Genomic DNA, 26,365 nt, shown 5'->3' with positions numbered 1-26,365 from the left:
AGCCCCTAAATTGCGAACTTCTCTTGACACAGCCGATCAATAATGTGTCAACATTCTATATTACACAACCAATTTAATACTATTTTATGAAATATATACAACTGCCATTGAATTCATTTGCGCAACTAGCGCAACAAAAAAGTGCCGCATTTTCTGCAGCACTTTTTTGTTGCCTCTCTATTCTCTATTTGACGGAATTGCCCATAAAAAGACGGTAATCGGGGCTTACATAGTCGCTCACATGCTTTCCATCCAATATATCGATCAACATTTGACACGCAATTCCGCCGATTTTTGCCGCGTCAAATTCCAAGCCGGTAATCAGCGGATTATTATGTTCCAACAGCATGCTGCTGTAGAACGTAGCAACCGATACATCGTCCGGAATTCGGACAGATCGCTCGCTTAACTGCGCAACAACACGGGAACAGATAAAATCATCCATACAGACAATGCAGTCTGTACCGACCGATAACGCGTCATCGACTGCTTTCACAATTTGAAACTCCTTGATTACGTTCAAATAGGTGACACTGGTAACTTCTTCTCCAGGATGCTCTTCGAAGGCCATCTGGTAGCCACGGAGCCGACTTTTATTGACAAAGTACTCCATGTTGCCGCCAATCAACGCAAAATGCTTCAATCCACGGTTCAGCAGCAATTCGGTGAGCATTTTGCACGCGCTGATATGGTCATTGTCCGCATGCGTCACTTCGGTATCCAAGGAAGAACCGATAACCACAAAAGGAATCCCATTTTCCTTGAGCAACCGTACCGGATAATCGTCACATTGTGTTCTGGTGAGAATGATTCCATCGACTTTATGATTTTTAATAATTCGCTTCATCTGCGACAGATTGTCGCTGGTAATGCGAAACAAGATGACATCATAGTCGTTTTGCGCTGCTGTCTGGCAGATTCCATTTACGCTATGCTGAAAAAAAGGAAGGTCCCCAATTCCGAACTCCTCCGGCATAGCAAGTCCAATGTTAAAGGTTTTATTCTGTGCAAGTCCTTTGGCCATGATATTCGGCTGATAATTGTGTTCGATAATAAATTGTCGAACGCGTTCCTGAGTTTCCTTGCTGATTCTACCTTTTCCGGAAATGGCACGGGATATGGTGGTTTTACTAACCCCCAACTCTTTTGCGATATCACCGATCGTGTATGACCGCTGTCCATTTTGGCTCATACTGCTTGACGCCTCATATTCCAAATAAAATCTACAACTATTTGCGCAACAGCCGCGCAACTTAATTTTATAATATCAGGCTGCTGGATTGCCGTCAAGCCTCTTTCTATTTCTTCCTCTGGATTTAAAGGAACCAAGAAGGAAATTTGGATCGGGTTATGCTTTATCAAATTTTCAAAGCATTTCTTTCGGTGCAGTCTCTGTTACACGATTTTCCCCAAGCATACTTTTTTAACAATCGGATTTCTAGAAAAGCGTGCCGTGGCGCCCGGCTAAGTTATATAAAGGTGTGGAGAAAGTTTGGTATAAGTGAGCATGACTCATAAATTAACGGTTTATATTGCGGCGGAAGAAAGAGAAAGCCATGGAGGTGACAGAACCTGGCTACATTTTTCTTCATTCTTATCATACTTACAATCTTATAATATATTACATAATTCCAAAGCCCGTTCTAGCGCCTGATCCATATTATAGTATTTGAAGTCTGCCAAACGTCCGCAATAATAAAGGTTATCAACCTTATTGGCTAATTTCTTGTAGCTGGCATACTGCCGTTTGCTTTCTTCAGTTAAAACTGGATAGTACGGTTCTGATTGACTGCCACTATGATAAGGTAGGGGATACTCTACCGCATAAGTAGTACCTCTTACCTTTTGTACTGGCAATTTTTTATATTCAGTAATGCGGGTATATCCTTCCGCCTGCGGATAAGCAACCACAGGTGCTTTCTGCTTACTTTCAATGTCCTCGTGCATCCATTCAAAGTGTAAAGAACGGTAGGGCAGTGGTCCTACTACACAGTCAAATAGTTCATCAAGAGCTCCCGTATAAACAACCGGACATGGACAGGCCTGATCATCAAGAAACAGTTGAGAATCTTTGATTGAAAGGCGCGTAGCCGCATCAATATTGAATTCGACTGTAATATTAGGATGGTCTATCAGGCTCTTGAAAAAATCCGTATAACTTGACCGAGGCATAACCTGATACTCATCATCAAAATAGCCTACATCATAAGAAAAACGTAACGGAACACGCTGCAAAATGCTGACATCAATTTTGTCAGGCGATACACCCCACTGTTTTGCGGTATACAGGCTGTAATCCTTGTTAAACAAGAACTGGCCATATGCTCGAATTAATGGGTCTTCATGCTGTATCACTTCCACCACAGTCGCTGTCTGCCTATCCCCGAAAGCTGCTTTGATATGCGCTTTCAGTGTCATTGCTTGCTCAGGGTCATAAAAATCATCAATCGTTTGAAAATTGAACGGAGTCGGCGTTACGATACCATCGATTTCAGCCATGCAGGTAAGTTTATAATCTTCCCAGCTAGCAAAGCGACATATATAATCGTACAAATCTTTTTTCTTGGTGTGAAAGGTATGTGGACCATATTTGTGTACTAAAATACCATATGAATCCACATAATCATACATATTCCCCGCAACATGATCCCTTCGTTCCCATATGGTAACTTTATGACCCCGTTCGGCTAGATTCCGCGCTACCACGCAACCAGATAGACCACAGCCTACTACTAAATAATCCATTTAAAAGCCACCGTACTTTTCCATAAACTCTGAAAATGTTTGAAGATTCTTATCTTTATCTGCTAAAATAATCTGATTATCTACACGTTCAAGCGGCCATTTCACACCGATTTCCGGGTCGTTCCACTTGATACCATCATCGTACTCTCCATAAAACTTTTCCGCGCATTTATATGAAACCACAGAATGCTCCAATACTAAATATCCATGAGCACAGCCAGCAGGAACCAACAACTCATCTTTGTTTTCTTCTGAAAGTTCAAAACCAAGCCATTTTTTAAAGGTAGGCGAATTTTTGCGCAAATCGACTACTACATCATAGACGTGTCCCCATACGCAACGAACCAATTTAGGCTGTTGCTTTTCGCGCTGAAAATGCAATGCACGAATCACTCCTCTATGTGAATTCGTATAAAATACTTCTTTTAAGTCATGTGTTACTCCATTTTGCTCAAACACTTCCTGAGAGTAGTCTTTGATGAAATAACCGCGAACGTCTTCTGCCACAAAAGGCTTAACTAAAATCAAGCCGTTAATATCAGTTTGTTGAAAAGAAAACTTTTGCATCATTTTTCCACCTCTTTCAACCAGTCCAAAGTACGCTTACAGCCTTCTGCAAAGCTTATTTGAGATTTAAATCCAGTATCTTCTTCTGTTTTGGAACAATCAAAAGCAGAAAGCGGTAAGTTAATTCCGGTAAATGGTATATCTCCGAAAATAAACTCTTTTTCCGGTGCTACCGCTGATTTCATTTCCAATACAAATTCTCTAAGAGGTTTAGCATTCGAACTACCTATAATGTATTCACAAAACGGTTTCCCATTTTCTCCAATTAAACGAAATGCACGTGCCACATCATCGATATAAACAAAGTCATAGTTCTGTGTACCGGCAGTAAATTGCAACGGTTCCCCATGAATGATTTTGCGCAAAGTAGTATTCACGAAGCGAGGAGAACGTTCCCCAGCGCCGTAGGCATTTGTAATCTGTGCCCATACTAAATCCATACCAATGTCGGCAGCTACCGATTTGCACATGGTATGTGCTACCAATTTACCACTTCCATAAATATATCCCAGACCAGGTTTATTGCCTGCTGAAAACGCAGCAGCAATGGTCTCATGTTCCATTATGCTGCCTGCACATATAAACCTTCTGCATCCAAGTTCCTTAGCGAAACGCAAGCAGTCTATTGTCCATTGAGCATTTTTTAATTGAAGAGCTGTATCCGCACGGGCGGAGCCAGCGGAACCGGCCCAAGCAAAGTGAAAAAATGTATCACAACAACCGACCTGTATTTTATCCTTTAGCAAAGTTAGATTATCCAGAGACATCGGGATAAAAGTAACTAAAGGAGACTTGGGCAGATTTCCGCTGCAACCCTCCATATCCAATGCTATGACTTCTATGTTGTGCGAAATTAATTCGCGGGTTACGGCTCCACCGACAAAACCATTTGCCCCAGATATAACAACTTTTTTCATTGCATTTTCTCCCTATATTCTTTAATTTGCCGATCCATTTCAGATGGAATATCCTGCCCAGAAAGCCATACTTTTGTCCAATTACAGGTATTCTCAATAGCATCCGTGATATGCCAAGTAGGCTTCCAGTCAAAAGTTGCTTTAATCTTAGAACAATCCAGTTTTAAAAAATTTGCTTCGTGTGGGCCACCTGTCCATCGATCCTCCCATGATGCTCCTTCGCCCCATGTTTTGCAGAACAAATCAACCAATTCTCCTGTTGTAACACAATCACATTCATCGGGACCAACATTATACCAATCTGCATATTTCCTATCTTGGTACTGCTTTTGCACAATCATTAGATACGCAAACAACGGTTCAAGTACATGCTGATATGGTCTGGTAGAGTGAGGATTTCTTACGATAATCGTTTCTTTTTTTTGCACAGCGCGCACACAGTCCGGAATAATACGGTCCTTAGCAAAATCCCCGCCGCCAATAACATTTCCTGCGCGTGCGGTACTGATTGCTACCGAACCATCCGAAAAAAAACTGTTTTTATAGCTGTGGGTTACCAGTTCAGAGCAACTTTTTGAATTGGAATACGGATCATATCCGTCCAAAGGCTCATTTTCACGATATCCCCAATGCCATTCATTGTTTTGATATACTTTATCTGTGGTTACATTTAAAAAACTTTTCACACAGGTGTTTTGCCGGATACATTCCAGAATATTAACCGTACCCATCACATTTGTTTCGTATGTATAGGCAGGTGATTGATAGCTTTCTCGAACAATAGGTTGTGCAGCCAGATGTAAAACAATTTCCGGTTGCGCCATGTCAAAGGATTTCTTTAAACTTGCTTCATCACGAATGTCTCCAATGATAGAATTCATATTGTTTTCTAAATCCGCCATAGAAAACAAGTTTGGCTCAGTAGGTGCAGGTAAAGAGTATCCAGTAACTTCAGCGCCAGCATTTAAAAGAATACGACAAAGCCAAGACCCTTTAAAGCCAGTATGGCCGGTTACAAACACTCTTTTTCCACGAAAAAATTCTAAATTTGTCATTGTATTCTCCTTACCACTTCATCCAGGGCGCTTTTCCAGACATCCATAAAGACTCTAATTTTTCTTTGTCACGAAGAGTATCCATGCATTGCCAGAATCCGTCATGTTGATAAGCAACCAATTGTCCCTCTTCTGAAAGTTTTTCGAGTGGCTCTCTCTCGAAGGTAGTACTGTCATCTTCAATATAATCGATTACCTTTGGCTCAAGTACCATAAATCCACCGTTAATCCAGCCACCGTCTTCTTTCCGTTTTTCCGCAAACCTTGAAATAGTAAAATCATCCTTTATTTCCAGCGTCCCGAAACGCCCACCAGGCTGAATCGCTGTCATCGTTGCCAACTTTCCATGCTTCTTATGAAAAGCCAATAACTTGTCCAAATCCACGTCACAAACGCCATCTCCGTAAGTCATCATAAATGGCTCGTCATCGATATAATTTTTAATACGTTTGATTCGTCCGCCAGTCATCGTGTTTAAGCCGGTATCTACAACGGTTACTTTCCATGGCTCAGCAACATTGTTATGTACGGTAATATGGTTATGATTCGTAAAGTCAAAAGTAATATCAGACCGGTGAAGATAATAATTTGCAAAGTATTCCTTGATCACATGCTGCTTATAGCCCGCGCAAATAATAAACTCGTTTACTCCGTAATAGGAATAATATTTCATTATATGCCAGAGAATCGGCTGATCGCCAACTTCAATCATCGGCTTTGGTTTTAAATGACTTTCCTCACTGATACGCGTACCAAATCCGCCTGCTAGAATGACTGCCTTCATCAAAATCCACTCACTTTCATTTTAAATACCGCGTAAACGCTTTATAAATTTCTTTACCTTCTCTCGTCTTACTGAACCCTTGGGTAAAATAATTTCGGAACTGTGTCTTAATGCAAATGTTAGGTAAGCTAATGCGATCAACCAAACCCTATGCATAAAATTCTTTAGCTGTCGTGTTTCCTCAAAATAAACCAACTGAAGTTCCTGCACTTTATAAATACCCTTCTGCTGCAAATCATAAATATAAATACCATACATGATCTCGCCCATATATCCGAAAACCCGTTTCAGATTTCCCTGATATGTACTTATATCTATACGGCGCTCTAATTCATCTAAAACATCAAATTGGAACTGGCACATTGTAAAAAACAAATCGCGCCGTAGAATATAGCAATTATAACCTCTATGCGCCGAACCAGACAGATATTTCAACGCAGAATCCATATATTCCGGATGTAAATCGTGTATAACCTGCAAAAGAACATTTAAATCCTTTTTGTAAATAAAGACTCCGTTATGTCCTTCCCAAAGTTCCCGGACTGTTTTTGGAAATCCACCACTTGGAATGGGAATCTTCGTAACATCAGCGCTTTCTGATACGATAGCATCATATTTACTAATAACGCTTTGCATTTTACTACTATCCATCAATTTGTGCCGCCGAATTGCTCCCGGTGATAATATAGGCTCTACAACCATGTTTTGCTCATTTGTACGGTATCGTTTGTCCGAAAAAGATAAATACCGGCGGTAATGGCACAAGCCGTAATAATCTGCCTGTTGATTTTTCCATGCCCAATACTGCACGGTCAGTTCAGAATAATATGGCTGCTTTTCAGAAATATTGTCGCCGGTATTATCCCCGAGATAAGGGGAAGTAATTGATTGACGAAAAGCTCCGCAATGCACTGGAATGTACAAAGGATTAGAAATATTCAAACTGTCGATATCCAATCGGCGCGATACAAAAATTCGAATGTTAATCATCTTTCAGAGCACCATCTTTACGCGATGTCTTCCAATTCGTCATCCTCCTGCTTTTTCGGTCTGTACTTTGGACGAATGATAAAATAGATTTGCTTACAGAAGTTCCAGCGGCGAGAACCTTTTGGTAATAGCTTTTTTGCAAATTCCCTACGTCGACTTCCTTTGGGTAAAAGCTTGTCGGCTAGTTTGCGAGCACCTGTTCGGTGATCAAATAAGCCTAATCTACTTTGCAAATCGCATACAGCCAGACGAGTCTCATTTGAAGCTGTCATGCGTAAAATAATCTCTTCATAATACGGCGATAGTCTGGCATATTGCCACCATTCATAGCCCAAATCAACAGAAGGTGCATTCCATGGCTTTGGATTATTAGCATAATGGATAATATACGGTGTCTTACGACATTCATCATATATCATAGCAGATTCCGCAGGTGCATAGGTGATACAAGTTTTGATTATTTCATTTACCTTAACATAATAGTTCCAACGCAAATCCAACAAATAAATATGATCTTCATATATAACATTTAAAATATCTTGCTCTTGAATCCGAAATTTATGTGATGAAGCAAAATTAAGAATTTTTTCTTCAGTCATTATATTTCGAATAGCAACTAAATTGTAAACCATAACACCAGTATTTACATAATTATATGGATTTTTAAGCTTCATCTCATTTTTGCAATATATTTTCAAATCTGGTTCGATTCCGTTAAGCATTCCTTGATATACTACATCTTTTACAGCAGCAATACATTGATCAGATGTCATTGGAACGTTTAACAAATCAGCTAAATCCCGTTTGACAATTAAGTCACAATCAAGAACAATAGCTTTCTCAAAATCTTTTAAAATCCAAGGTACCAAAAGGCGATAATATGCTTCTTCAGAATAAGTTGATGCTGCAACATAAAAGTTTCTATTATTGGTTTTACTAGAGGGATCATAAAATCGTAGTGATATATTATTGTACTTTGAACACATACCTAACAAAATGTCTTTATTATCAGAAGTAATCTCTTTGTTTAATACTATAATATCATAATTGTTTTTTTCATTTGCATGTTGAATGATAGATTGTATGACAACACTCAAGTAAGGAACATAGAAATTGCTTGACATAAGCACTATAGGAATATTGTTTTCTTCACAAAAAGGTCTTAATTGAATTTCTTTTTCTGTATTCTCGATAAAAAGTATCTGTTTCTCCAAAATATTATAATTAAAATTACTCTTCAAGTAATTAAAATAAATTCCGTATAGATGTTCTCCAAAGAAACCAAGTTCACGTTTCATTTGAGCTGAATATCTATCCATTTTAAGTCGAGTCTCAAGTGTAAAAAGAATATTGAATTGCCATTTACAAAAATTATGAAAAATCTCCTTTTTCATAATAAAGCAGTTATACCATCGAGAATATGGTTGTTTATAGTAGTTAACTGCAATTTCATAAAAATTAGGATATAATTCTTTGATTACATCTAACAGAAGTTCTATATCATCTAAATTAAAATCATTATTGCTTAAGTGGCAATAATCATATATATTTTTAATTTCAGGAGAGAGCATCCTGACATCTACTGGAACAGCTGTAATAATATCATATTGTTCAATACATTCTCTCATTACATCTTCTACAAGAGAAAATGTTTTAATTACTTGTGTATCTAAAAAAGCCTTTGGAATCACGCCGTAAGTATTAGTTTTAAATATTTTACTACTAAAAGATAAATATCTTCTATAATGACACAATCCATAATAATCGGCCTGAATATTTTTCCAAGCCCAATACTGAACCGTTAATTCACAGAAAGAATCTCTTTTTTCCGAAATATTATCCCCCGTATCATCCCCTAGCATGCCGCCGATTTCTTCAGGAGAACGTTTATCATAAACTGCGCCACAGCGTACATTCACGTAAAGCGGATTGTCAATCGTAACACTATCCTGATCAATCCGGTGTGATACGAAAATTTTAATATCGCTCATGTTAATCCTCCAAAATCATTTTAATTTACAGCAAAACGCCGCAGCGTTGCACGCCTTTTACTGCCAGGTGGTAGAAAGAAATTGACAAATTTCGCACACAAAAACGCATGATTTCTATCATCATATTCATAAAAATGAATCCTCGGCAGTTCCGCACACCGTATTCCAGGCTGATGGTACAGCCAGGTGAAATAGATTCCAAAAAGCCTCTCCCCCAAATATCCATCTGTTCTGGGCAAGGGGTTCTGCACTTTTTTATCAAATTCTTCTAAAATGCCAAAAAGCCACCGGCAGTAATCATCAAAACATTGCCATTTCATAATAAAAATATTACCGTAATATTCGCCTTTTCCATCCAGATATTCATTTGCGGCAGATAAATAAGCTGGATATTTTTCACGGATAATATCATATACTAGCTTCAGGTCATTTCCTCGTTGTCCGGAAGCAGTCGCATAGCGTTCCCATACAGATATTCCTGTATATTCCCATACCGGTGCAATCACATCAAATTTAGGTATAATGGATCCAAACACCCTCTCTTTATACTGATTTCTCTGAGGAAAGCGCTGAATTCTATAAGGAACAGGCCTTTTCCCGGCCGGCAAATGAACAAGTTTTTCCTCTGTGAATTCCAGATACCTGCGATAATGAAAAAATCCGGCATAGTCGGATTTTTGATTTTTCCAGACATAATATTGAGCTCGCAGTTCACAGTAATCTTTTTTGTCTGCAATATTGTCCTTCTCATGTAAATCAGAACGTAAAAAAGTTAGTGCAGGGATCTCCGGCATAATCATGTTTTTATGATATATTACATACAGCCGGACATCCGAAAAGTCATTAAAGCGAGTAGGCATTACAGACCTCCTGCGCATTTCCAAACATATGTACACTACCGTGTTCTAACCAAACAACACGACTACACATGTTGCGAATTTGCTCTAAATCATGAGATACCAAAAGGACTGTTGTGCCGCCACTCATTAGTTCCATCATACGGGCATAACTTTTTTTCTGAAATGCCTCGTCTCCAACAGAAAGAATTTCATCCACAATTAAGATTTCCGGATTAACTAACGTGGCAATAGAAAATGCTAGACGCATCATCATCCCAGAAGAATAATTGCGGATCGGCATATCAATAAACTGTCCTAATTCTGAAAAATCCAGAATTTCCTGATATTTGCTTTCCAAAAATTCCTTTGTATATCCTAGAATGGCACCATTTAAAAAAATATTTTCACGACCTGTTAAATCGGCGTCAAATCCAGAGCCCAGTTCCAACATAGGGACGACATTCCCATGGCAAATCGCAGTTCCCTCTGTTGGCTTCAAAATGCTAGAAATGATTTTCAGCAATGTACTTTTCCCTGCTCCATTTCGGCCAATTATTCCCACTACTTCTCCTTTTTTAACATCAAAGGAAACATTTTTCAGTGCCCAAAAGTCTTTGTAAGCTAGCTTTCCGCGTAGTTTTGCAGTCACAAACTCTTTTAGGGACATAATCTTGTCATTGGCAAACCGAAACCGCATGGATACATTCTGTATTTCAATCATATTTTCAGACATGGCACTGCTCCTAATCAAATATACAGGATAAACTTATCCTGCGTTTTCTTAAAAACAAAAGCTCCCACAAGTAACATTCCCAGCGCAAGCAGAAACGACTGAACATATGCAATCGGTTCCGGTGAAATACCGTTGATAATGCAGGTACGGGCAAAGGTTATAAAATAGTAAAGTGGATTAATCTGCAACACAAACTTGAACTGGTCCGGCAAAATGCTTTCAGGGTAGAAAATAGGCGTAGCATACATCCACATCATACTGAAAACACCCCACAGGAACTGTACATCTCTGAAAAACACCATGCCGGCCGCCAGCATCATTCCCAACCCCAAACAAAAAACAGCCAAGCATAGTAAAAAAAATGGAAACAGTAAGAAGGATTGTGTAAATGGCACACCAGAAAAGAACACTACCGCAAACAGTGGAATCAGTGAAATTGCCAGATTGACCAAAGAAGACAGGGTACGCGTCAATGGATAAATGTATTTTGGTACATAAACTTTGGTGATTAGACTGGAATTTCCTAGGATAGAAGTAAGGGCCATACCACACGCTTCAGAAAAAAAGTTAAACATAATAATACCTGTAAGCAGGTACACTTGGTAAAAAACAATATCTGTTTTGAAAATCGTTGAAAAAACATAATACTGTACAGCCATCATCAGCAACGGGTTCAAGAAGCTCCAGAATACGCCGAGAATAGAACGTTTATATTTTGTTTTGAAATCTCTAGAGACCAGTTGATGAATCAGAAACCGGTACTTTTTCATAGCAACAAGAGCGTTCAGAAGAACACTTTTTTGCTTTCTCTTTGCCCGCATCAGGATATAAATCAGATAGGCCGCCAACAAAATACCACCAGAAGCTATAAATTTCCAGTAGTGTAACCCAAGCCAGATGTAATCCTGCCCTTCTGCAGAAAAGGCCAGTACCCCATTGACTGCCTTGCCGTTCAAATACAACTGTTGCCCCGCTTTGGGCTCCGCATCTGTCTTCATCATTGGAGAAACGGCACTGCCAGTAACAGAATCCGGGGAAGTAATCCGAAGAAGCAGCGGAACTCCGTATAGGTTTTCTAAATATTTTTCAGAAGCCACCGTAGTAACGGCTCCCTCTGTCAACTTAGAAACATCAACCGTTTGCGATAGAATTTTATTGTTATCCTTCAAATTGTACAATTCAATCAAAACTGTCCCTTTATTGCGACGGCCATAAGTACCCCATGTAACAGAAACCTGTTTAAAGCGCTGTATGTTCGGCGTAAAAGTCTGTTCAACCTTAGCTCCTGCTACCATTTCCACAGTGCCGAAATTTGGCACTGGCATTTTAACATTTCCTCTGGAACTGCGAAAATGCAGCTGCTCCCCGGCTAAAATGTAGAAAAGGAGCGCTAAAATGATATATCCTGATAAAATAAAAGCACAAACTTTTTTTAGATTGATTTGGTCTGAAACAGCTTGTTCACCATCTGAAAACGAAGTATTTTCTTCCCTATTTAGAAAATTTATCATAGATTCCCTCGATCATTTATTGCATAAATTTGTTCAATTTGACCTTTTACTTTTTGCAATGCATATTCTTTAACTTTTTCAATTCCTGCATTACAAAATGTTTTGCGCTTATCTGGACATGAATACAACATTAAAAGCGCATTTTCTAATTGGGTTATATTTTTATCCTCGCTTTTAAATAAAACGCCTGTTTTTCCATCCTCCACAAGCTCCCTATGTCCTTTGATATCACTTGCTATTACGGGCAGTCCACAGGCCATCGACTCCATAACATTGAAAGGTAACCCTTCAATTCTTGAAGTTGTTACAGAAACATCACACATAATATATAAGCCCCGCATATCTTCTACATATCCTAAAAAGCGTATCTGTCCGTTTATATGTAATTGTTCAGCAAGTTTTTTACAATTCTCTAAAAGTGCCCCGCTTCCGGCTAATAAGAGCTTAGCATTAGGCATCTTTCCGCATACATTAGCAAAAGCCTTTATGAGCAACTTTTGATTTTTACGTTTTGAAAACTCGGCTGCATAAACAAATAAGAAATCATTTTCAGAATAACCATGTGCTATGCGCTGTACCATTTTTTCATGTTGTGATGCTTGATAAAACTGAGATAAATCGATACCCATTCCTTTAATAAAATATAGGTTGTTTTTATAAAGCTTATGTCTTTTTGCAATCTCATAATCTTCATGATTCATAACCATTACATTATTTGTAACGGAAGCGCAAATTTTTTCTGGCAGGAGATACAGCCATTTTTTTAAACCATCCTTTTCATTGAAAAGATAGCCATGGCATGTATTAAAGACCCTCGGTCTTCTTTTTAATAGCATAATACCTGCCCGAACAACTACACTTGCTAGGGTGGTATGTGTACTTATAATATCGAAATTTTGTTTTCTTATTAACTCTCTAATGGTAAAAATCGTTTTAATATTTGTAACACTGATAAAGTTCTTTTGAAGTGGGCATGCCACTACATATTCTGTATATGGTAGGATTTCGGTTTTATTTGAAAGAACCCATACTTCATATCCGTTATCATGAAAGGCTTTTAAGTACGGAATATGAAAATTTTTGATATGTTCAATAGTAGAAGCACAGTAAAGAACTTTTTTCAAGCACACCACTCACTTTACATATTTTTCATTTTATCTCAATTTTATATAAATGGCAAGAATATTACCATATAATTTCTAATAAAAAATATCGAAATTGGTAAACCCCCAAGTACCTATGAAACAGGCCATTTCCGTGGAGGATTTTCTGTTGCTCTTGGTTGTTCCATAACCATCCAATTTTTAATTTGAATTTCCATTAACCGTCTAATTTGAGAATCCCTGAAACTGTTATGCCGGACATATTATTCTCACTCCTACACATCCGGATAAGTCCGATAGCGAATGCGGTAGCTCTGCGGATTCTTGAGATTTTCTGCATAGAATCCATCCTGTGCCAAATCTACCAACCAGTATTTCATTAAACCATCCCAATCAATTTCGGCAGCAGAGCAAATAAGTTATTCAAGCATTCGCATATGAAGGGGAGTCTTAAATGTGAAAACAGGCTGCTGCAAATTTTTACTTTGTAACAGCCTGTTTTATATGATTTTATTTTAGCTTAACCCTTAACCGCTCCTGCGGATAGACCTTCAACCATATATTTCTGTGCAAATGAGAATAAGATAATCGTTGGGACTAGTGCCATAATCGCTCCAGCGGACATTTCACCCCATTTAATATCGTACTTTAAAATGAGTGCATTCAATCCAACAGGAATGGTTTTGAACTGGTCTACATCGATAAACATAATGGCCATAAAAAGTTCGTTCCAGGAATTGATAAAAGCGAAAATGAATGTAGCGGCAATACCCGGCAGCATAATAGGTACAATAACATTAAATAGCGCACGCAATCTTCCACAGCCGTCAATTTGGGCAGCCTCTTCTATCGTAGAAGAAATCCCTGAAAAAAATCCTCGAAGTGTAACAACCGAAAATGGTATCATCATATTAACATAGAGAAGGGCGAGGGTCCAGATATTATTCAGCATGTTCATCTTGGAAAGCATCTGATAAAGAGGTGCCAGCATAATGAACATAGGAATCATCTGTGTAAATAAAAAGAAGAACAGAATGGCTCCCTGGCCTTTGAACCGATAGCGGGAAATGACATATGCCGCTAAAATTCCGATAAATACAGACCCGACTCCAGCAATGCCCGAAACAATAAAGGAATTGAGCATATAACGTGAGAAATTGCCTTTCCATAACATAGAACTGTAATTCACAAAGGAAGGAGCCTGCGGTAAATATCTCACAGGAAATGCATAAATTTCACCCTGAGAGGATTTTAATGATGTCAGCAGCATCCAAAGAAACGGAAAAATAACAATGATCAGATATAATGATAAGAATAAGTATTTAATTGTTTTTCCAATTGCTTTACTTGCCTGATGTCCTTTCATTCCTTATTCCTCCGAATCTGTAAACTCGTATTGTAAAGTTAAATGAAAGTTGAGGACTCGTCAGCCCTTCTGGTACAATGGTTTTGACACAAAACAATGTACTCCCGAAAGGAGACGAGTCCTCATGACAAAATCATACCAGATTTGCTGTCCGAAATGCAACAACCATCAAAACTTTTATCGTTATGGCAAAGATAAATATGGAAACCAGAAATATCTTTGCCGTGTATGCGGGCATCAATTTGCGCCGGATGCCCATGCGGCTGACAAACCCGGAAGGCCGCGCGTGCGTCCTTATCCGACTTGCCCTGTCTGCGGAAAAGCCATGTTCCTTCACCATGACCACAAATACTACTCAAACTACCAATGCTGCGACAAGAAGTGCGGCCATTCCATTTTTGTGCCGAAACCGGCTGCCGTTACGGCACCTTCCATGTCGAAGCTGTCGGGGAAAACAGATTTCAAGCGGATGCGTTATCCAGTGCATGTTATCCTGACGGCACTGTCGATGTTTTATCTGGGAAAAAACTCTTTCCGTAATATTGCTTTGATTCTGCGTACTGTCATGAATATTCAGGTTTCCCACACTACTATCAGTAACTGGTGTACGAAATTCGCGCCTTTGTTTCAAAACATCGCGCTTGAACTGATGCCAACGCTCAATTTCAACTCCGACGAATGGCACGCGGACGAAACTGTAGTAAAAATCCGAGGCATGAAGTATTACCTCTGGTTAATTGTGGACAGCGAAACCCGCTTTGTTCTCAGCTTCCACCTTTCCAGGCACAGGGACAGCCCTCAGGCGTTTTCCTTACTAAATTCCGTTAAACATCTCGGTAAACCCGGAGCCATCGTCACCGACCGCTACAGTGCTTACAAAGTTCCTGTAAAAGCAGTGCTTGGCGTGAAACATATCCGGGTCCAGAGCTTCAGCGATGATATTACCAACAACCTGATCGAATGCTTTAACAAGCAATTCAAGGCGTGGTACAAAACCAAACAGGGATTTGCCTCGTTCGATTCCGCCAACAATCTTATCGCGGTTTTTCTCTTCTTTTACAATTTTGTCCGCCCTCATTCCGCTCTTGACGGTCTGACCCCGGCACAAGTTGCGGGCCTAAACCTTTCTGCCAGAAGCAAACGCAAGCTTTTCCTCGTCGCTTGAAGCAATTGGCTGATTTCCCTTCTTAATCTTTCATGTTTACTTTACAAAGCCTGTAAACTTTGTAAACAGCAGATAAATGATGGTATAGACGCTCAAAAACAGAATACATAAAAGTCCAATTGCCGATGCAGCACCGTAATCCAGGCTCTGTACCTTTTGCATCATTAACGAGGTGATGATGTTGGAGGATCCGCCCGGACCTCCGTTTGTCATAGAATAAATTAAATCTGGGAAGTTGAAAATCCAAATGACGCGCAATAAGACCGTCAACATTAAAACGGATTTAATAGAAGGAACTGTAATTTTGAAGAATTTAATAAAAACATTTGCACCGTCAACGTCAGCTGCCTCATACAATTCCGGAGCAACCCCACGCAACGCAGCAGTAATCATAATGGTAAAGAACGGAATTCCGTACCAAATATTTGCGACGATTACGGACGCCAAAGAAGTAGATGTGTTGGCTAAAAATCCAAACGGCTGATCAAGGATGCCCATACGAATCAAAATATCGTTAATGACGCCTGACGTACCGTTAAACATCCAGCGCCACATAATTCCAATTAAAAATCCCGAGACGGCCCACGGAAAAAAAATCAGGCCCTGGTAAACTGCTGATCCATGGAACGTCTTTTTAAGCAACAGTGCTAAGGCAAAACCAATTAAAAACTGAAAGGCAAGTGAAATAAACACCCACTTAACAGTATTCCACAGCGCTAATTTAAAGTCATCCTGTTCCGAACCAGAAAACAAATTTGTAAAGTTATCGAACCCAATCCATTTTATATTATTAATGTTTACCAGATTATAGCTTTGGAACGCCATTAATCCTCCTTTTATCATAGGATAGTAGGTAAAGATTAAGGGCAAGGCAACAGCAGGTAATAACATTAGAAAAATAAATAGACCATTTTTTCGTTTCAGCGTAATTTTTTTGTTCATTGTAACCCCCCGCTTCTCTTCTATGAAAAAGACAGAGTGGTCGATATGACCACTCTGTGGCTTTTATAGAGAGCTCTGCTAGTTTACCATTTCTTGCCTTCGGCTTTGTATGCCTCTGTCCAGAACTCATCCAGCCATTTCAGCAGCTGATCGTCGGTAATTGTGTCATTCAAATACTGCTGATATTTCTTATCGACTTCTGTTTTGCACTGTGCAAATGCTTCGTACATTTGTGGCTGAATTGCATATTTATATACGTCCGGCTGTTCTTCTGTTTTCAAATAAAGTGCGAATTTGCCAGTTGAGAAATAGCTGTCTTTTTCTGCTGCATCCGAATGAATCGGGATCGTGGAATACTTCTTCGCGAAATATGTGTTGTTCTCCGAATTCGACAGGAAGAGCAGGAAATCAGCGGCCTGATCGGGGTGCTTACTGAAGGAAGTTAACCCCCATCCGGCAAAGCCATTCGGCGACACAGCTTCTCCGGAAGGTCCTGCGGGGAACGCAACCATATCCCATTCGTCGTCTTTCATGCTGGAGGAGCATGTGGCAATAACCTCAGGATCTTGTATCAGCATCGCGGTGGTACCGCCGACAAAGCCCTGAACCATTTCAGAGAATCCCCATGCAACGGAATCTTTCGGGGAAACGTCTTTGAACAAGGATTTGTAGAAGTGTAATGCTTCCTTTACTTTAGGCAGTGTAAAAATGGTCTTACCGTTGCCTTCCTTGGTATAGTAGCCTGCATTTGGATTTGCCAGCTCTTCCACACCTATGTAGCTCCAGTACAATGTGTCGGCATACTGATAGCCGCTTGAGCCTCCACGGAAGGAGTATCCGTACTTCGAGTTGGAAGCATCCGTCAGCTTCTTGCCCGCATCATAGATATCCTGCCAGGTTTTCGGTGCTTCCAGACCGGCTTTCTGGAACCAGTCTTTCCGATAAAAGATTGCTCTGTGATAGAATCCATAAGGAATGAGATAATCTGTGTTCTGGAATGTTTTCATTGCCTCTTTGGCGGAAGTCGTGAGCGTATCTTTTTCATCCCACTGATCCACGTATTTTTCGAGCGCTGCAATCCACTTGTTTGTTGCAAACTGAGTTAAGGTACTGTCACGTACTTCGACAATATCAACATCCTGCTGTTCCTGAAGCATTTGAGTGATTTTTGTATCTGCGTTTTCGAGTGGAGGAGAAATGATGTTAACAGTAACCCCTTTATGCGACTCCTGATATTTATCGGCAATTTCGCGGAGCACTGCCGTACGTTCAGGACTGGTTAAAGATTCAACCATTGTAATCGTGACGTTCCCTGAATTGTCTTGCGCATTATTGCTGCTAGAATTCGTCCCATTACTACAACCTACAAAAGTTGATGAAACTGCCATAATAGTGGCCAAGAAAGCTGCGACTTTTCTGGTTTTCATACATTTCCTCCTAAAAGTTTTTTTCTTATCCACGGTTACCTTTTCCCCCTCCTACGTTCAGATTCAACTCAAATCCACATTTATATCTTTTCAAGGGCTGAAGCAAGATCCGCGATTAGATTTTCAGCCCCTTCCAAGCCACAGTGTAAACGGATAATACCCTGACCAGCTCCCAACCAGTTGCAGGTTTTCTCATCGAGGCGAAGCTGCGGCATGCATGCAAGGCTTTCAAAACCGCCCCATGACACTCCTATTTTAAAAATCGACAAGTTGTTAACAACGGCTTTTGCCTGTTCTACCGTACCATTTATCTCGAAGCTTAGTAAACCGGTGTTTCCAGTTTGTTGAGTTTTCATAAGTTCATATTGCGGGTGTGATTTCAAACCGGGATAATAGACCCGTTTCACCTTGGGGTGATTTTCAAGGTATTTTGCAACTTTCAGCGCTGTTTGATTATGCTGTGCGATCCGCACTTCCAAGCTGCGCAGTCCGCGCAATACCAACCAGGCTTCCACAGGCCCGATGATACCGCCGATCAGCTCTCTTTGATCCAGCATGTAATTCATTAAGTCCTCATCTTTTGAAGCCAGAACTCCGCCGATAAGATCGCTGTGGCCTCCCATGTATTTGGAAAGCGTATGCATGACCAGATCGACACCCATGTCCAAAGGCTGCTGATAAATCGGTGTGCAGAATGTATTATCGATAATCGTCTTGGCACCATGCTGGTGAGCGATTTTTACCACGCCGCGAATATCCTGCAAAGAAAAGACAACGGAGGACGGGCTTTCCAACATAATCAAATCTGTTTTATCAGTAACCGCTTGTTCGTATTCTTCAAGCGAATCACCTTTCACATAAGTAACGGTCATTCCCATGTGTTTTACACAGTAGTTATCTAGAAATGTTTTTACCGGCCCATATGCGTTTCTTAAACAAACAACGTTGCTTCCCATTTTGCATGTAGAAAGAATCGCTGTAGTTGTGGCGGCCATACCGGAAGCAAACAGTGCAGCTTTCGCGCCATGCTCCAATGCGGCGATTTTTTCTTCCACAATACGAACCGTTGGATTTTGCACTCTGCCATAAACGTATGTATTGATATCCTTGGTATCACAATCGTAATACGCATCAATGTGCTCAAAAACATTTAATGAGTTCATAAAAATAGGCGGCACGATTGCGTTGTAATAATGCTCATAGTTTTCCGCATAATGAGCAGTAATCAGTTTGGAATCTTTTTTATACTCAGAATTGGATTGCGTCATAAAAAATAGCCTCTTTTCACAACATACAATTATTTGTCCGAAATTTGCGACTTAAGTATAATAATATTTTTTATCTGGTCAACGGATGATAAATTATTTTTTTAAGTTTGTTTATCTCAACAAAAATTAGCAATAAAATTATTGCAATATTAATGTTAAAAATATTAAATTCAACAATGGATTCGATAAAAATAAGAATAATTCTTATAATATTAAGTCTTTTCCTAAAAACAAATAATAAAAATTTATTATTTTTACTTTGATTTTTCAAGATTATTCTGTTATAATATGGCTTGTAAAGTCGTATTAATAAAAATAAATTATCATATTGGTAAAGTGAGAGGACATTGTTATGGATAGTAAGAAAATACTGATGCAGTACATTCCTATGGCTGAATTCATTTCGAAAACAGTTGGAAGCTATTGTGAGGTGGTAATTTCAGACTTGTCCAACGCAGAACAATCCATCCTATATATTACGGAACCCAGTCTCACCGGCCGTAAAGTTGGCGGGCCCATTACAGATTACGCGCTGGAACTGGTCAGCAATCATGATTATCATAATGAGCCATATGTATGCAATTACATTGGCAAAGGGAATAATGGAAAGACATTTCGTTCTTCAACATACTTTATAACAAATGAAGGTAAATTGATTGGCCTGTTTTGCGTGAATATTGATATCAGCGGACTGCTAAAAGCAAAAGACCTGATTAGTGAGTTTTTGACCATTCCACAGGATGAATACATTCGGGAAAATTTCAACCTCTCCTTAGAGGATATGACTAATAACATCATTCAGGAGCATACAAAATCCAATTCTGTGGATCAGCTATCCATTCAGGAAAAGCAGGATATTGTTGCAGAAATGCAGGCAAAAGGACTCTTTTTAATGAAGGGAGCGGTAATGGTTGCAGCGGAGGCATTAAATGTCTCTGAACAGAGCATCTATCGATATATCAAAAATTCAAAAAGGAAATTAAGGGAGAATGAGAATGAAAACGGTAATTAACACAGAAAAAGCTCCAAGTGCCATTGGCCCATATTCTCAGGGGGTTATTGTCAACGGAATATTCTATACATCGGGGCAAATTCCGATTAACCCTGAAACAGGAGAAGTGCCCGATGGAATTCAAGCACAAACCACGCAAATTATAAAAAACCTTGCCGCATTACTTCAGGAAGCTGGAAGCAGTTTTGAAAATGTAATCAAAACAACTTGCTTTATCGCAAACATGGATGATTTTTCTGCTTTTAATGAGATTTATGGCAAGTACTTTATTTCAAAACCGGCTCGTTCGTGTGTTGCGGTCAAAACACTACCAAAAAACGTTTTGGCTGAAATCGAACTAGTGGCAACAGTGGACTAAAAGCAAAAGGAAGCATCGCTGAAAAATAGCGATGCTTCCTTTTTTCGATTGTACCTATGTAGTGTTGCTTTCTCGAACCATTATCGTTCGCATCAGTAGGTCTATTTCATAGAAAGACTGAGGATACCTTATATTCTGTACTGCATCTGGCAGCGGACAGTAATGCAATATTGCAAACTCTATTGCAGTATGTTCTCCAACCAAGTAAGGTACTCTGGATGGTATTTTCCTTCGTCATTTCTTAGTATTGTGATTGCATCCTTCATTTCTTGAGTAGGCTGCTTATAAGGTCGGCCAGATGTAATCGCATCCACAGCGTCGGCGATCATTACGATATACATTACTCTCATGGGAAATAGCAAATTGCCTTAATCGACATGCTACTGTTAATTCAAATCGTTTTCATTCCAGGATTCATTCAGCTTCCATTTTATTTTTAGGCTGTACTCACATTGTCTCCGTCCTCATTACATTTTTGATAACAATTATACAAAATAAATCAAGAAAGATAATTACATATTGAAATTAAAACTGCATCAATTTAGAAAATATTACCTCAATTTCTGCAAAATTTTTCTTGTACCTCCTTAAAAGAGAGCACGCATTGTATAAATATTCATTTGATAAATTTGTTCCTCCAGAAGGCTGCTGCTTCTCATTCGACATGCTTCTAGCTTCACTTCCAACCTGTACTCGATAAACTTTTCAAAGCTCTGCCATGACAAACTTTCCTTCCTATATCCAAGAATTCCCCAAAATTCGCTCCGGCCTACACTGTTTCCATGGGTGCCGACACCAGTGCCCGTTCTTCCTGCCTAAAACATGCTGTTTTCGGCAGGCATCTGTTGTACTATTTTTCCCCTTCCAAGCATACCTATTTAGCAATCGGATTTGTTTGGAGGGTGTAACAGTGAAAGGTGTTGTTGAGGAGCGCGCCGTGGAGCTCGGCGAATACATAATTGAAAACAAGACCACCGTTCGCGGCGCGGCGAAAAAGTTCGGGGTCAGCAAATCCACCGTACATAAAGACGTCTCACAGCGATTAAAATATGTGGACCCCCAGCTGTACCGGCAAGTAAAACAGATACTTGAAATCAATAAAGCACAGCGGCATATCCGGGGTGGCATGGCAACCAAGATGAAATATAAAAAACATAACGATACTTAGGCCCCGTTTGTAAAAAACGTTGGGAGGAACCAAGAAACACCAGTCTTGATTCCGGTGTTTCTTTGAAAAAACGATGGGAACGGTTTTCCTGCCCTGTTTTATGGGTGGTTTTCTTTCTTTTCAGAATTTACGCCATGTTGCAAACAAGTCTAAAGTAGCCTTTCTTCGTTCAAAATACAAAGAGCACAGCCCGAATGGCGTAAAAGCACCGTTTTCGGCTGTGCCTTTTTATGCAAATATGCCGTCGCCGCCTTGCTTCGGAATGATTAAATGCCCGCCGCCTGACACTGCCTTATGAATAATTTTCTTTTTCTCGTAAATATTATTATTTCAGCAGCAATCATTTCATGAAGAAATCACACTGACGAAAAGAAGGCGATTTTTTTGGAATCCGGCAAACTTAGCAGTCAAATTGTGGAAGAGTCAAAGCTAACAACCAGCCTGACAGACAATATTGTGCTAATCCGCACCATTTTTAAAAATAATGATACGCTGACGATGCGCCAGTTGGAAACACCGACCGACCCGGCAATAAAATTCTGTCTGTTTTTTAGTGACGGTATGGTAAATAACCGGCTAATCAATCAGGATATCATCCGTCCGCTTTTAGAATATCGCCCGGATAAAAAAGAACCGGATTTAATCGATTTGATTGCAAAGAATATTACGCTTTCCGATAGCGTAGAAAAAACCACCGACATGGAAAAAATCGTACAAGCCATTGTTTACGGCGACACCGTCCTTCTAGCAGACGGATTTATGGAGGCTCTGGTGCTGAACACAAAGGGATGGCAGAGCCGCTCCATTGAGGAACCGGAAAATGAAAGAGTTCTAAAAGGACCACGGGAGGGCTTTACCGAATCGCTTATGGTGAATCTTTCCCTGCTACGGCGGCGCATTCGCACTCCGGATTTCAAAATGGAATATCTAAACCTGGGTGTGCGCACGAAAACGCACGCCTGCATCTGCTACATTGACGGAATTGCAGCGCCGGAAGTATTGAAAGAGTTAAAATCCCGGCTGCAAAAAATTAATATTGACGGCATTTTAGACGTGAACTATATCAGTGAAATTATTAAGGATAAACCGAATTCTCCCATTGAAACGATTGGCAGTTCGGAACGGGCCGATGTTATCGCCGCCAAACTGCTGGAGGGCCGCGTTGCGCTGGTAGTAGACGGAACCCCCGTGGTTTTAACCGTTCCCCATCTCTTTATTGAATATTTTCAGAGTGATGAGGATTATTTTATCAATTACATGTTTGCCTCTATCAACCGTATACTGCGTATTCTCGCCTTTATTTTTTCTATCAGCATGCCCGCTTTGTACCTTTCCCTCGCTACCTTCCATCAGGAAATGCTTCCAACTTCCCTGATTATGAGTATCGCCGCTGCCCGTCAGGGCGTCCCTTTCCCGACCATAGTGGAGGGCACCTTTATGCTCGTCATATTTGAAATGCTGCGGGAGTCCGGCTCCAGAATGCCGGGCAATATGGGAACAGCGCTAAGCATCGTCGGCGCTCTGGTTATTGGACAAGCCGCTGTGCAGGCAAAAATTGTGAGCGCGCCGCTGATTATTATTGTAGCTGTCACCGGAATTGCCGGATTAATGGTTCCTTTAATTAAGGGCATTGGCGTTCCACTGCGCTTCATTTTATTGTTCCTTAGCGGATTTATAGGGCTATATGGGTACATGTTTGGAATGCTGGCCTTTTTGGCTTACATTTTCAGTGTTACTTCGTTTGGTGTACCGATTTTGACCAGTGCCTATTCGAATGACCAACAAGATCGAAAGGATATTCTTCACCGTACTTCATGGAAGAATATGATTACAAGGCCGAAGTATCTTTCCCCGAACAGAATACGCAATGCCAGCAAAGGAGATTCCCAATGAAAACATTGAAAGTATTTCTGGTGGCCTTGCTGACCGTTTCCATGCTGTGCATGACCGGCTGCTGGAACTACCGTGAACTGGAAGAGATCGCTATAGTAACCGGTTTTGCAGTGGATAAAGGGAAAGACGGATATCCGTATGAAGTGACCTTTGAATTTTTAGACCCGAAAGAGCAGCAGCCCAAGCCGAGATATTTAATCACCCAAGGAAAAACAATCTTTGAGGCGATTCGAAACGCCGTCGCAGACAGCGAACGAAGGCTGTATTTCCCGGATGCAAAAATTTTGGTAATCAGTAAGGATCTTGCTGCAAGCGGTGTGGCGCCTATCTTTGACTTTGTGCTCCGTGACCAGGAGCTGCGCATTACCATGATTCCGGTCGTATCCACCGCACCCACTGCGGGCGAAATGCTTCAGAGGCAAGGAGTCTCCAGTACTCTGATTTCACTGGACATTTGGAAAGCAATTTCAGAAAGCAAAGAAAACCTCTCAGAATCCCCAAACGTTCAGCTATACGAAGCAGCTAATCTTCTGGACGGCGACGGCTGTGCTTTGGTTCTTGCGACCATTAAGCCCATACAGCAGGGCGAACTTGAAACCGCCGAACTGGATGGATCCGCCATTTTTAAAAAAGACAAGCTGGTCGGATATATCAAACGAGAAGATACGAAATTCTTTTTATTTGTCCGAAATAAAGTGCAGGGCGGCCTGTTAGTATTCAGCCCCGAAAACGACGGCCAAAATATTACGCTCGAGATTTTCGGCAGTAAAACCAAAATAACCCCCGAGATTCAAGGCGACCAGGTTACGATGAATATCAATGTAGAAGTGCAAGCCTCGCTTGCAGATGACACAACCGTAAAAAATTATGTTACACAGGACGGGATTGAAAAATTGGAAGCTTCCGCCCAAAAATACGTGGAGAGTGGGATTCAACAGCTTGTTGAAAAAACCCAGAAAAACTTTGGATGCGATATTTTCTGCTTTGGAAAAACGATAAGTCAGTACCATCCGGATTATTGGAATAAAGTAAAAGATAAGTGGGATCAGGAATTTATAAAAGCAAAATGCAAAGTTACTGCCAGGGTAAAAATTGACAACACCGGCGTTGCAAAAGACAAAATTAAGGTGAGTGAAAATGGATAATTATTTGATAATCGGCGCTTTTTATGCCGTGTTAATCTTCACAGATCTGATCCCAGCGATTCGAGAAAAGAAAACCAAAGGGCTGTTTTTCTCTATCCCGGTTTATCTCATCACTCTCATTGTAAACATTATGATTGTGATGGGGGTTCAGTTTCCTGCCATTACCACAGTGATACAGCACGCGATTCAATCCATGTTGAAGATACCATGAGGTAGTATTATGAGTAACCAAAAAATTACAAGAAAACAAATGCAGAGCATCCTGTTTATGTTCTGGACCGGCAGTCTGGTGGTCACCGCCAGCAACAAAGAAGTGAAACAGGATTTCTGGATCTGTATTCTGATTTCTGCGCTTTTATTTCTTCCAATAATTTGCATCTATGACCGACTAATAAAGCTATATCCTGGAAAAAATCTGTTTGAAATCAATGACGCAGTTTTCGGTAAAATAGTTGGACGTATTATTACGGCCATTTATACCATGTACGCCATTCTGCTTGCCAGCCAGCTGACCAAGATTTTAGCTGTTTTTATCCGTGTGGTCAATTTGGCTGAAACACCAGAACTGATCACCGCTGCGTTTATGGTTCTGGTTGGCGCTCTGGTCGTGACACGCGGCCCTGAAAATATCGCACGCCTTGCAAAATTCACTTGGCTCGTGATTGTTACTTTTATTTTATTCACTTTTTTCGCAGGATTCAAAAATATGGAATTCAGCAACATGCTTCCCGTAATGAATTCCGATTTTCCTGCGATCCTTAAAGTATCAGCCATTAGACTGATTCTGCCGCTTGGAGAATCAGTCCTGTGCCTCTCTCTTATTTCCAATATGCAGCCAGAAGAAAATATTAAAAAAATTTTTCTGAAAGCTCTCGTTTTCAACACCATTATTTATATTATTGTAGCGGTCCGAGACGTAGCCATATTAGGCCTTTCCACCAACATGTATTACTTTCCATCCTATGAAGCGGTCAGCATTATATCGCTAAAAGAATTCTTTTCCCGTTTTGAAGTATTAATCGGTATTAATCTAATGCTGAACGGCTCTATTAAGTTTTGCGTATGCCTGTATGCTTCGTCGTTAGGACTCAGTCACATTTTCAAACTACCGAATTACAAAGCCTTTACCGCATCATGCGCAATCCTCATCATCACATTAATGCAGTTGCTGTACAAGGACTTGGAGCAGTTTTTCAATTTTGTTCCATATGGTGCCATCTCTTCCGTTCCTTATGAAATCATTTTGCCGATCGCCACGTGGATTGGCGCGGAAATCCGTGCCCGAATAAGTTCAGGCACGAAAAGCAGCAAAACCAGCACCAATAATTCCCCGGAAAAAACATAAAAGCAGGAAAAAGCATCCTCGCTTTTTCCTGCTTTTATCGT

At 40.2% G+C, this 26,365-nt stretch carries 24 protein-coding genes; 8 read left to right on the top strand and 16 right to left on the bottom strand.

The window, feature by feature from the left end; genetic code table 11:
• Positions 1-184: 184 nt before the first annotated feature.
• From ACSVDI_RS03170 to ACSVDI_RS03110, 13 genes are all read right to left on the bottom strand, one after another.
• Positions 185-1,192 carry a LacI family DNA-binding transcriptional regulator gene (locus tag ACSVDI_RS03170; RefSeq protein WP_457944671.1) on the bottom strand — a complete coding sequence of 336 codons (1,008 nt, stop codon included), beginning with the start codon at positions 1,190-1,192 and terminating at the stop codon, positions 185-187.
• A 419-nt stretch (positions 1,193-1,611) separates the two neighbouring features.
• Positions 1,612-2,745 (bottom strand): UDP-galactopyranose mutase, encoded by a 1,134-nt coding sequence (gene glf / locus ACSVDI_RS03165; protein ID WP_457944669.1) that lies wholly within the window; start codon positions 2,743-2,745, stop codon positions 1,612-1,614.
• Positions 2,746-3,315 (bottom strand): dTDP-4-dehydrorhamnose 3,5-epimerase, encoded by a 570-nt coding sequence (gene rfbC, locus ACSVDI_RS03160; protein ID WP_457944667.1) that lies wholly within the window; start codon positions 3,313-3,315, stop codon positions 2,746-2,748. It lies immediately after the preceding gene.
• Positions 3,312-4,229, bottom strand: coding sequence for an NAD-dependent epimerase/dehydratase family protein (locus tag ACSVDI_RS03155; protein ID WP_457944665.1), 918 nt, complete (start codon positions 4,227-4,229; stop codon positions 3,312-3,314). The genes rfbC and ACSVDI_RS03155 overlap by 4 nt, the downstream gene beginning before the upstream one ends.
• Positions 4,226-5,284 carry a CDP-glucose 4,6-dehydratase gene (rfbG, locus tag ACSVDI_RS03150; RefSeq protein WP_457944663.1) on the bottom strand — a complete coding sequence of 353 codons (1,059 nt, stop codon included), beginning with the start codon at positions 5,282-5,284 and terminating at the stop codon, positions 4,226-4,228. The genes ACSVDI_RS03155 and rfbG overlap by 4 nt, the downstream gene beginning before the upstream one ends.
• A gap of 10 nt (positions 5,285-5,294) precedes the next feature.
• Positions 5,295-6,068 carry a glucose-1-phosphate cytidylyltransferase gene (rfbF, locus tag ACSVDI_RS03145; RefSeq protein ID WP_457944661.1) on the bottom strand — a complete coding sequence of 258 codons (774 nt, stop codon included), beginning with the start codon at positions 6,066-6,068 and terminating at the stop codon, positions 5,295-5,297.
• Between the two features lie 21 nt (positions 6,069-6,089).
• Positions 6,090-7,058 (bottom strand): DUF4422 domain-containing protein, encoded by a 969-nt coding sequence (locus ACSVDI_RS03140; protein WP_457944659.1) that lies wholly within the window; start codon positions 7,056-7,058, stop codon positions 6,090-6,092.
• A gap of 17 nt (positions 7,059-7,075) precedes the next feature.
• On the bottom strand, positions 7,076-9,049 hold the full coding sequence (locus ACSVDI_RS03135) for a DUF4422 domain-containing protein (RefSeq protein ID WP_457944658.1): 1,974 nt from the start codon (positions 9,047-9,049) through the stop codon (positions 7,076-7,078).
• 20 nt (positions 9,050-9,069) lie between these two features.
• Positions 9,070-9,909: a DUF4422 domain-containing protein gene (locus ACSVDI_RS03130; protein ID WP_457944656.1), complete on the bottom strand. Its 840-nt coding sequence runs from the start codon at positions 9,907-9,909 to the stop codon at positions 9,070-9,072.
• Positions 9,893-10,621: an ABC transporter ATP-binding protein gene (locus ACSVDI_RS03125; protein ID WP_457944655.1), complete on the bottom strand. Its 729-nt coding sequence runs from the start codon at positions 10,619-10,621 to the stop codon at positions 9,893-9,895. Before ACSVDI_RS03125 ends, ACSVDI_RS03130 begins: the two co-directional genes overlap by 17 nt.
• A 14-nt stretch (positions 10,622-10,635) precedes the next feature.
• A complete protein-coding gene (locus ACSVDI_RS03120; protein WP_457944653.1) occupies positions 10,636-12,132 on the bottom strand; it encodes an ABC transporter permease in 1,497 nt (498 codons plus the stop codon).
• Positions 12,129-13,256, bottom strand: a complete 1,128-nt coding sequence (locus ACSVDI_RS03115) for a glycosyltransferase (RefSeq protein ID WP_457944651.1) — start codon at positions 13,254-13,256, stop codon at positions 12,129-12,131. Before ACSVDI_RS03115 ends, ACSVDI_RS03120 begins: the two co-directional genes overlap by 4 nt.
• Before the next feature lie 499 nt (positions 13,257-13,755).
• Positions 13,756-14,601, bottom strand: coding sequence for a carbohydrate ABC transporter permease (locus ACSVDI_RS03110; RefSeq protein WP_457944649.1), 846 nt, complete (start codon positions 14,599-14,601; stop codon positions 13,756-13,758).
• A 124-nt stretch (positions 14,602-14,725) separates the two neighbouring features.
• Between ACSVDI_RS03110 and ACSVDI_RS03105 the strand changes: the two genes are divergently transcribed.
• Complete coding sequence (locus ACSVDI_RS03105; RefSeq protein ID WP_059031389.1) at positions 14,726-15,766, top strand: IS6 family transposase; 1,041 nt, start codon at positions 14,726-14,728, stop codon at positions 15,764-15,766.
• A gap of 36 nt (positions 15,767-15,802) precedes the next feature.
• Here the strand turns inward: ACSVDI_RS03105 and ACSVDI_RS03100 are convergent, their stop codons facing one another.
• The 3 genes from ACSVDI_RS03100 to ACSVDI_RS03090 all read right to left on the bottom strand — a co-directional run bounded on the left by ACSVDI_RS03100 (position 15,803) and on the right by ACSVDI_RS03090 (position 19,403).
• Complete coding sequence (locus ACSVDI_RS03100; protein WP_457944648.1) at positions 15,803-16,708, bottom strand: carbohydrate ABC transporter permease; 906 nt, start codon at positions 16,706-16,708, stop codon at positions 15,803-15,805.
• A gap of 83 nt (positions 16,709-16,791) precedes the next feature.
• Entirely contained in the window at positions 16,792-18,168 is a 1,377-nt protein-coding gene (locus ACSVDI_RS03095) for an ABC transporter substrate-binding protein (RefSeq protein WP_457944647.1), read from the bottom strand.
• Between the two features lie 47 nt (positions 18,169-18,215).
• Complete coding sequence (locus tag ACSVDI_RS03090) at positions 18,216-19,403, bottom strand: trans-sulfuration enzyme family protein (protein ID WP_457944646.1); 1,188 nt, start codon at positions 19,401-19,403, stop codon at positions 18,216-18,218.
• A gap of 352 nt (positions 19,404-19,755) precedes the next feature.
• Here ACSVDI_RS03090 and ACSVDI_RS03085 point away from each other — a divergent pair, with 352 nt between their 5' ends.
• The 7 genes from ACSVDI_RS03085 to ACSVDI_RS03055 all read left to right on the top strand — a co-directional run bounded on the left by ACSVDI_RS03085 (position 19,756) and on the right by ACSVDI_RS03055 (position 26,324).
• Positions 19,756-20,415 carry a helix-turn-helix transcriptional regulator gene (locus ACSVDI_RS03085; protein WP_457944644.1) on the top strand — a complete coding sequence of 220 codons (660 nt, stop codon included), beginning with the start codon at positions 19,756-19,758 and terminating at the stop codon, positions 20,413-20,415.
• Positions 20,399-20,773, top strand: coding sequence for a RidA family protein (locus ACSVDI_RS03080; protein WP_457944642.1), 375 nt, complete (start codon positions 20,399-20,401; stop codon positions 20,771-20,773). The genes ACSVDI_RS03085 and ACSVDI_RS03080 overlap by 17 nt, the downstream gene beginning before the upstream one ends.
• Before the next feature lie 910 nt (positions 20,774-21,683).
• Positions 21,684-21,941, top strand: coding sequence for a sporulation transcriptional regulator SpoIIID (spoIIID, locus tag ACSVDI_RS03075; protein ID WP_457944640.1), 258 nt, complete (start codon positions 21,684-21,686; stop codon positions 21,939-21,941).
• 384 nt (positions 21,942-22,325) lie between these two features.
• Positions 22,326-23,834, top strand: a complete 1,509-nt coding sequence (locus ACSVDI_RS03070) for a spore germination protein (RefSeq protein WP_457944639.1) — start codon at positions 22,326-22,328, stop codon at positions 23,832-23,834.
• Positions 23,831-24,979, top strand: a complete 1,149-nt coding sequence (locus ACSVDI_RS03065; RefSeq protein WP_457944637.1) for a Ger(x)C family spore germination protein — start codon at positions 23,831-23,833, stop codon at positions 24,977-24,979. The genes ACSVDI_RS03070 and ACSVDI_RS03065 overlap by 4 nt, the downstream gene beginning before the upstream one ends.
• Positions 24,972-25,190 (top strand): hypothetical protein, encoded by a 219-nt coding sequence (locus ACSVDI_RS03060; protein ID WP_457944635.1) that lies wholly within the window; start codon positions 24,972-24,974, stop codon positions 25,188-25,190. The genes ACSVDI_RS03065 and ACSVDI_RS03060 overlap by 8 nt, the downstream gene beginning before the upstream one ends.
• Before the next feature lie 9 nt (positions 25,191-25,199).
• On the top strand, positions 25,200-26,324 hold the full coding sequence (locus ACSVDI_RS03055) for a GerAB/ArcD/ProY family transporter (protein ID WP_457944634.1): 1,125 nt from the start codon (positions 25,200-25,202) through the stop codon (positions 26,322-26,324).
• Positions 26,325-26,365: the final 41 nt, after the last annotated feature.

The organism is Caproiciproducens sp. LBM24188, from assembly GCF_054130445.1.
The sequence above is the reverse complement of the archived record's forward strand: the minus strand, read 5'-3'. Positions and strand labels throughout refer to the sequence as shown.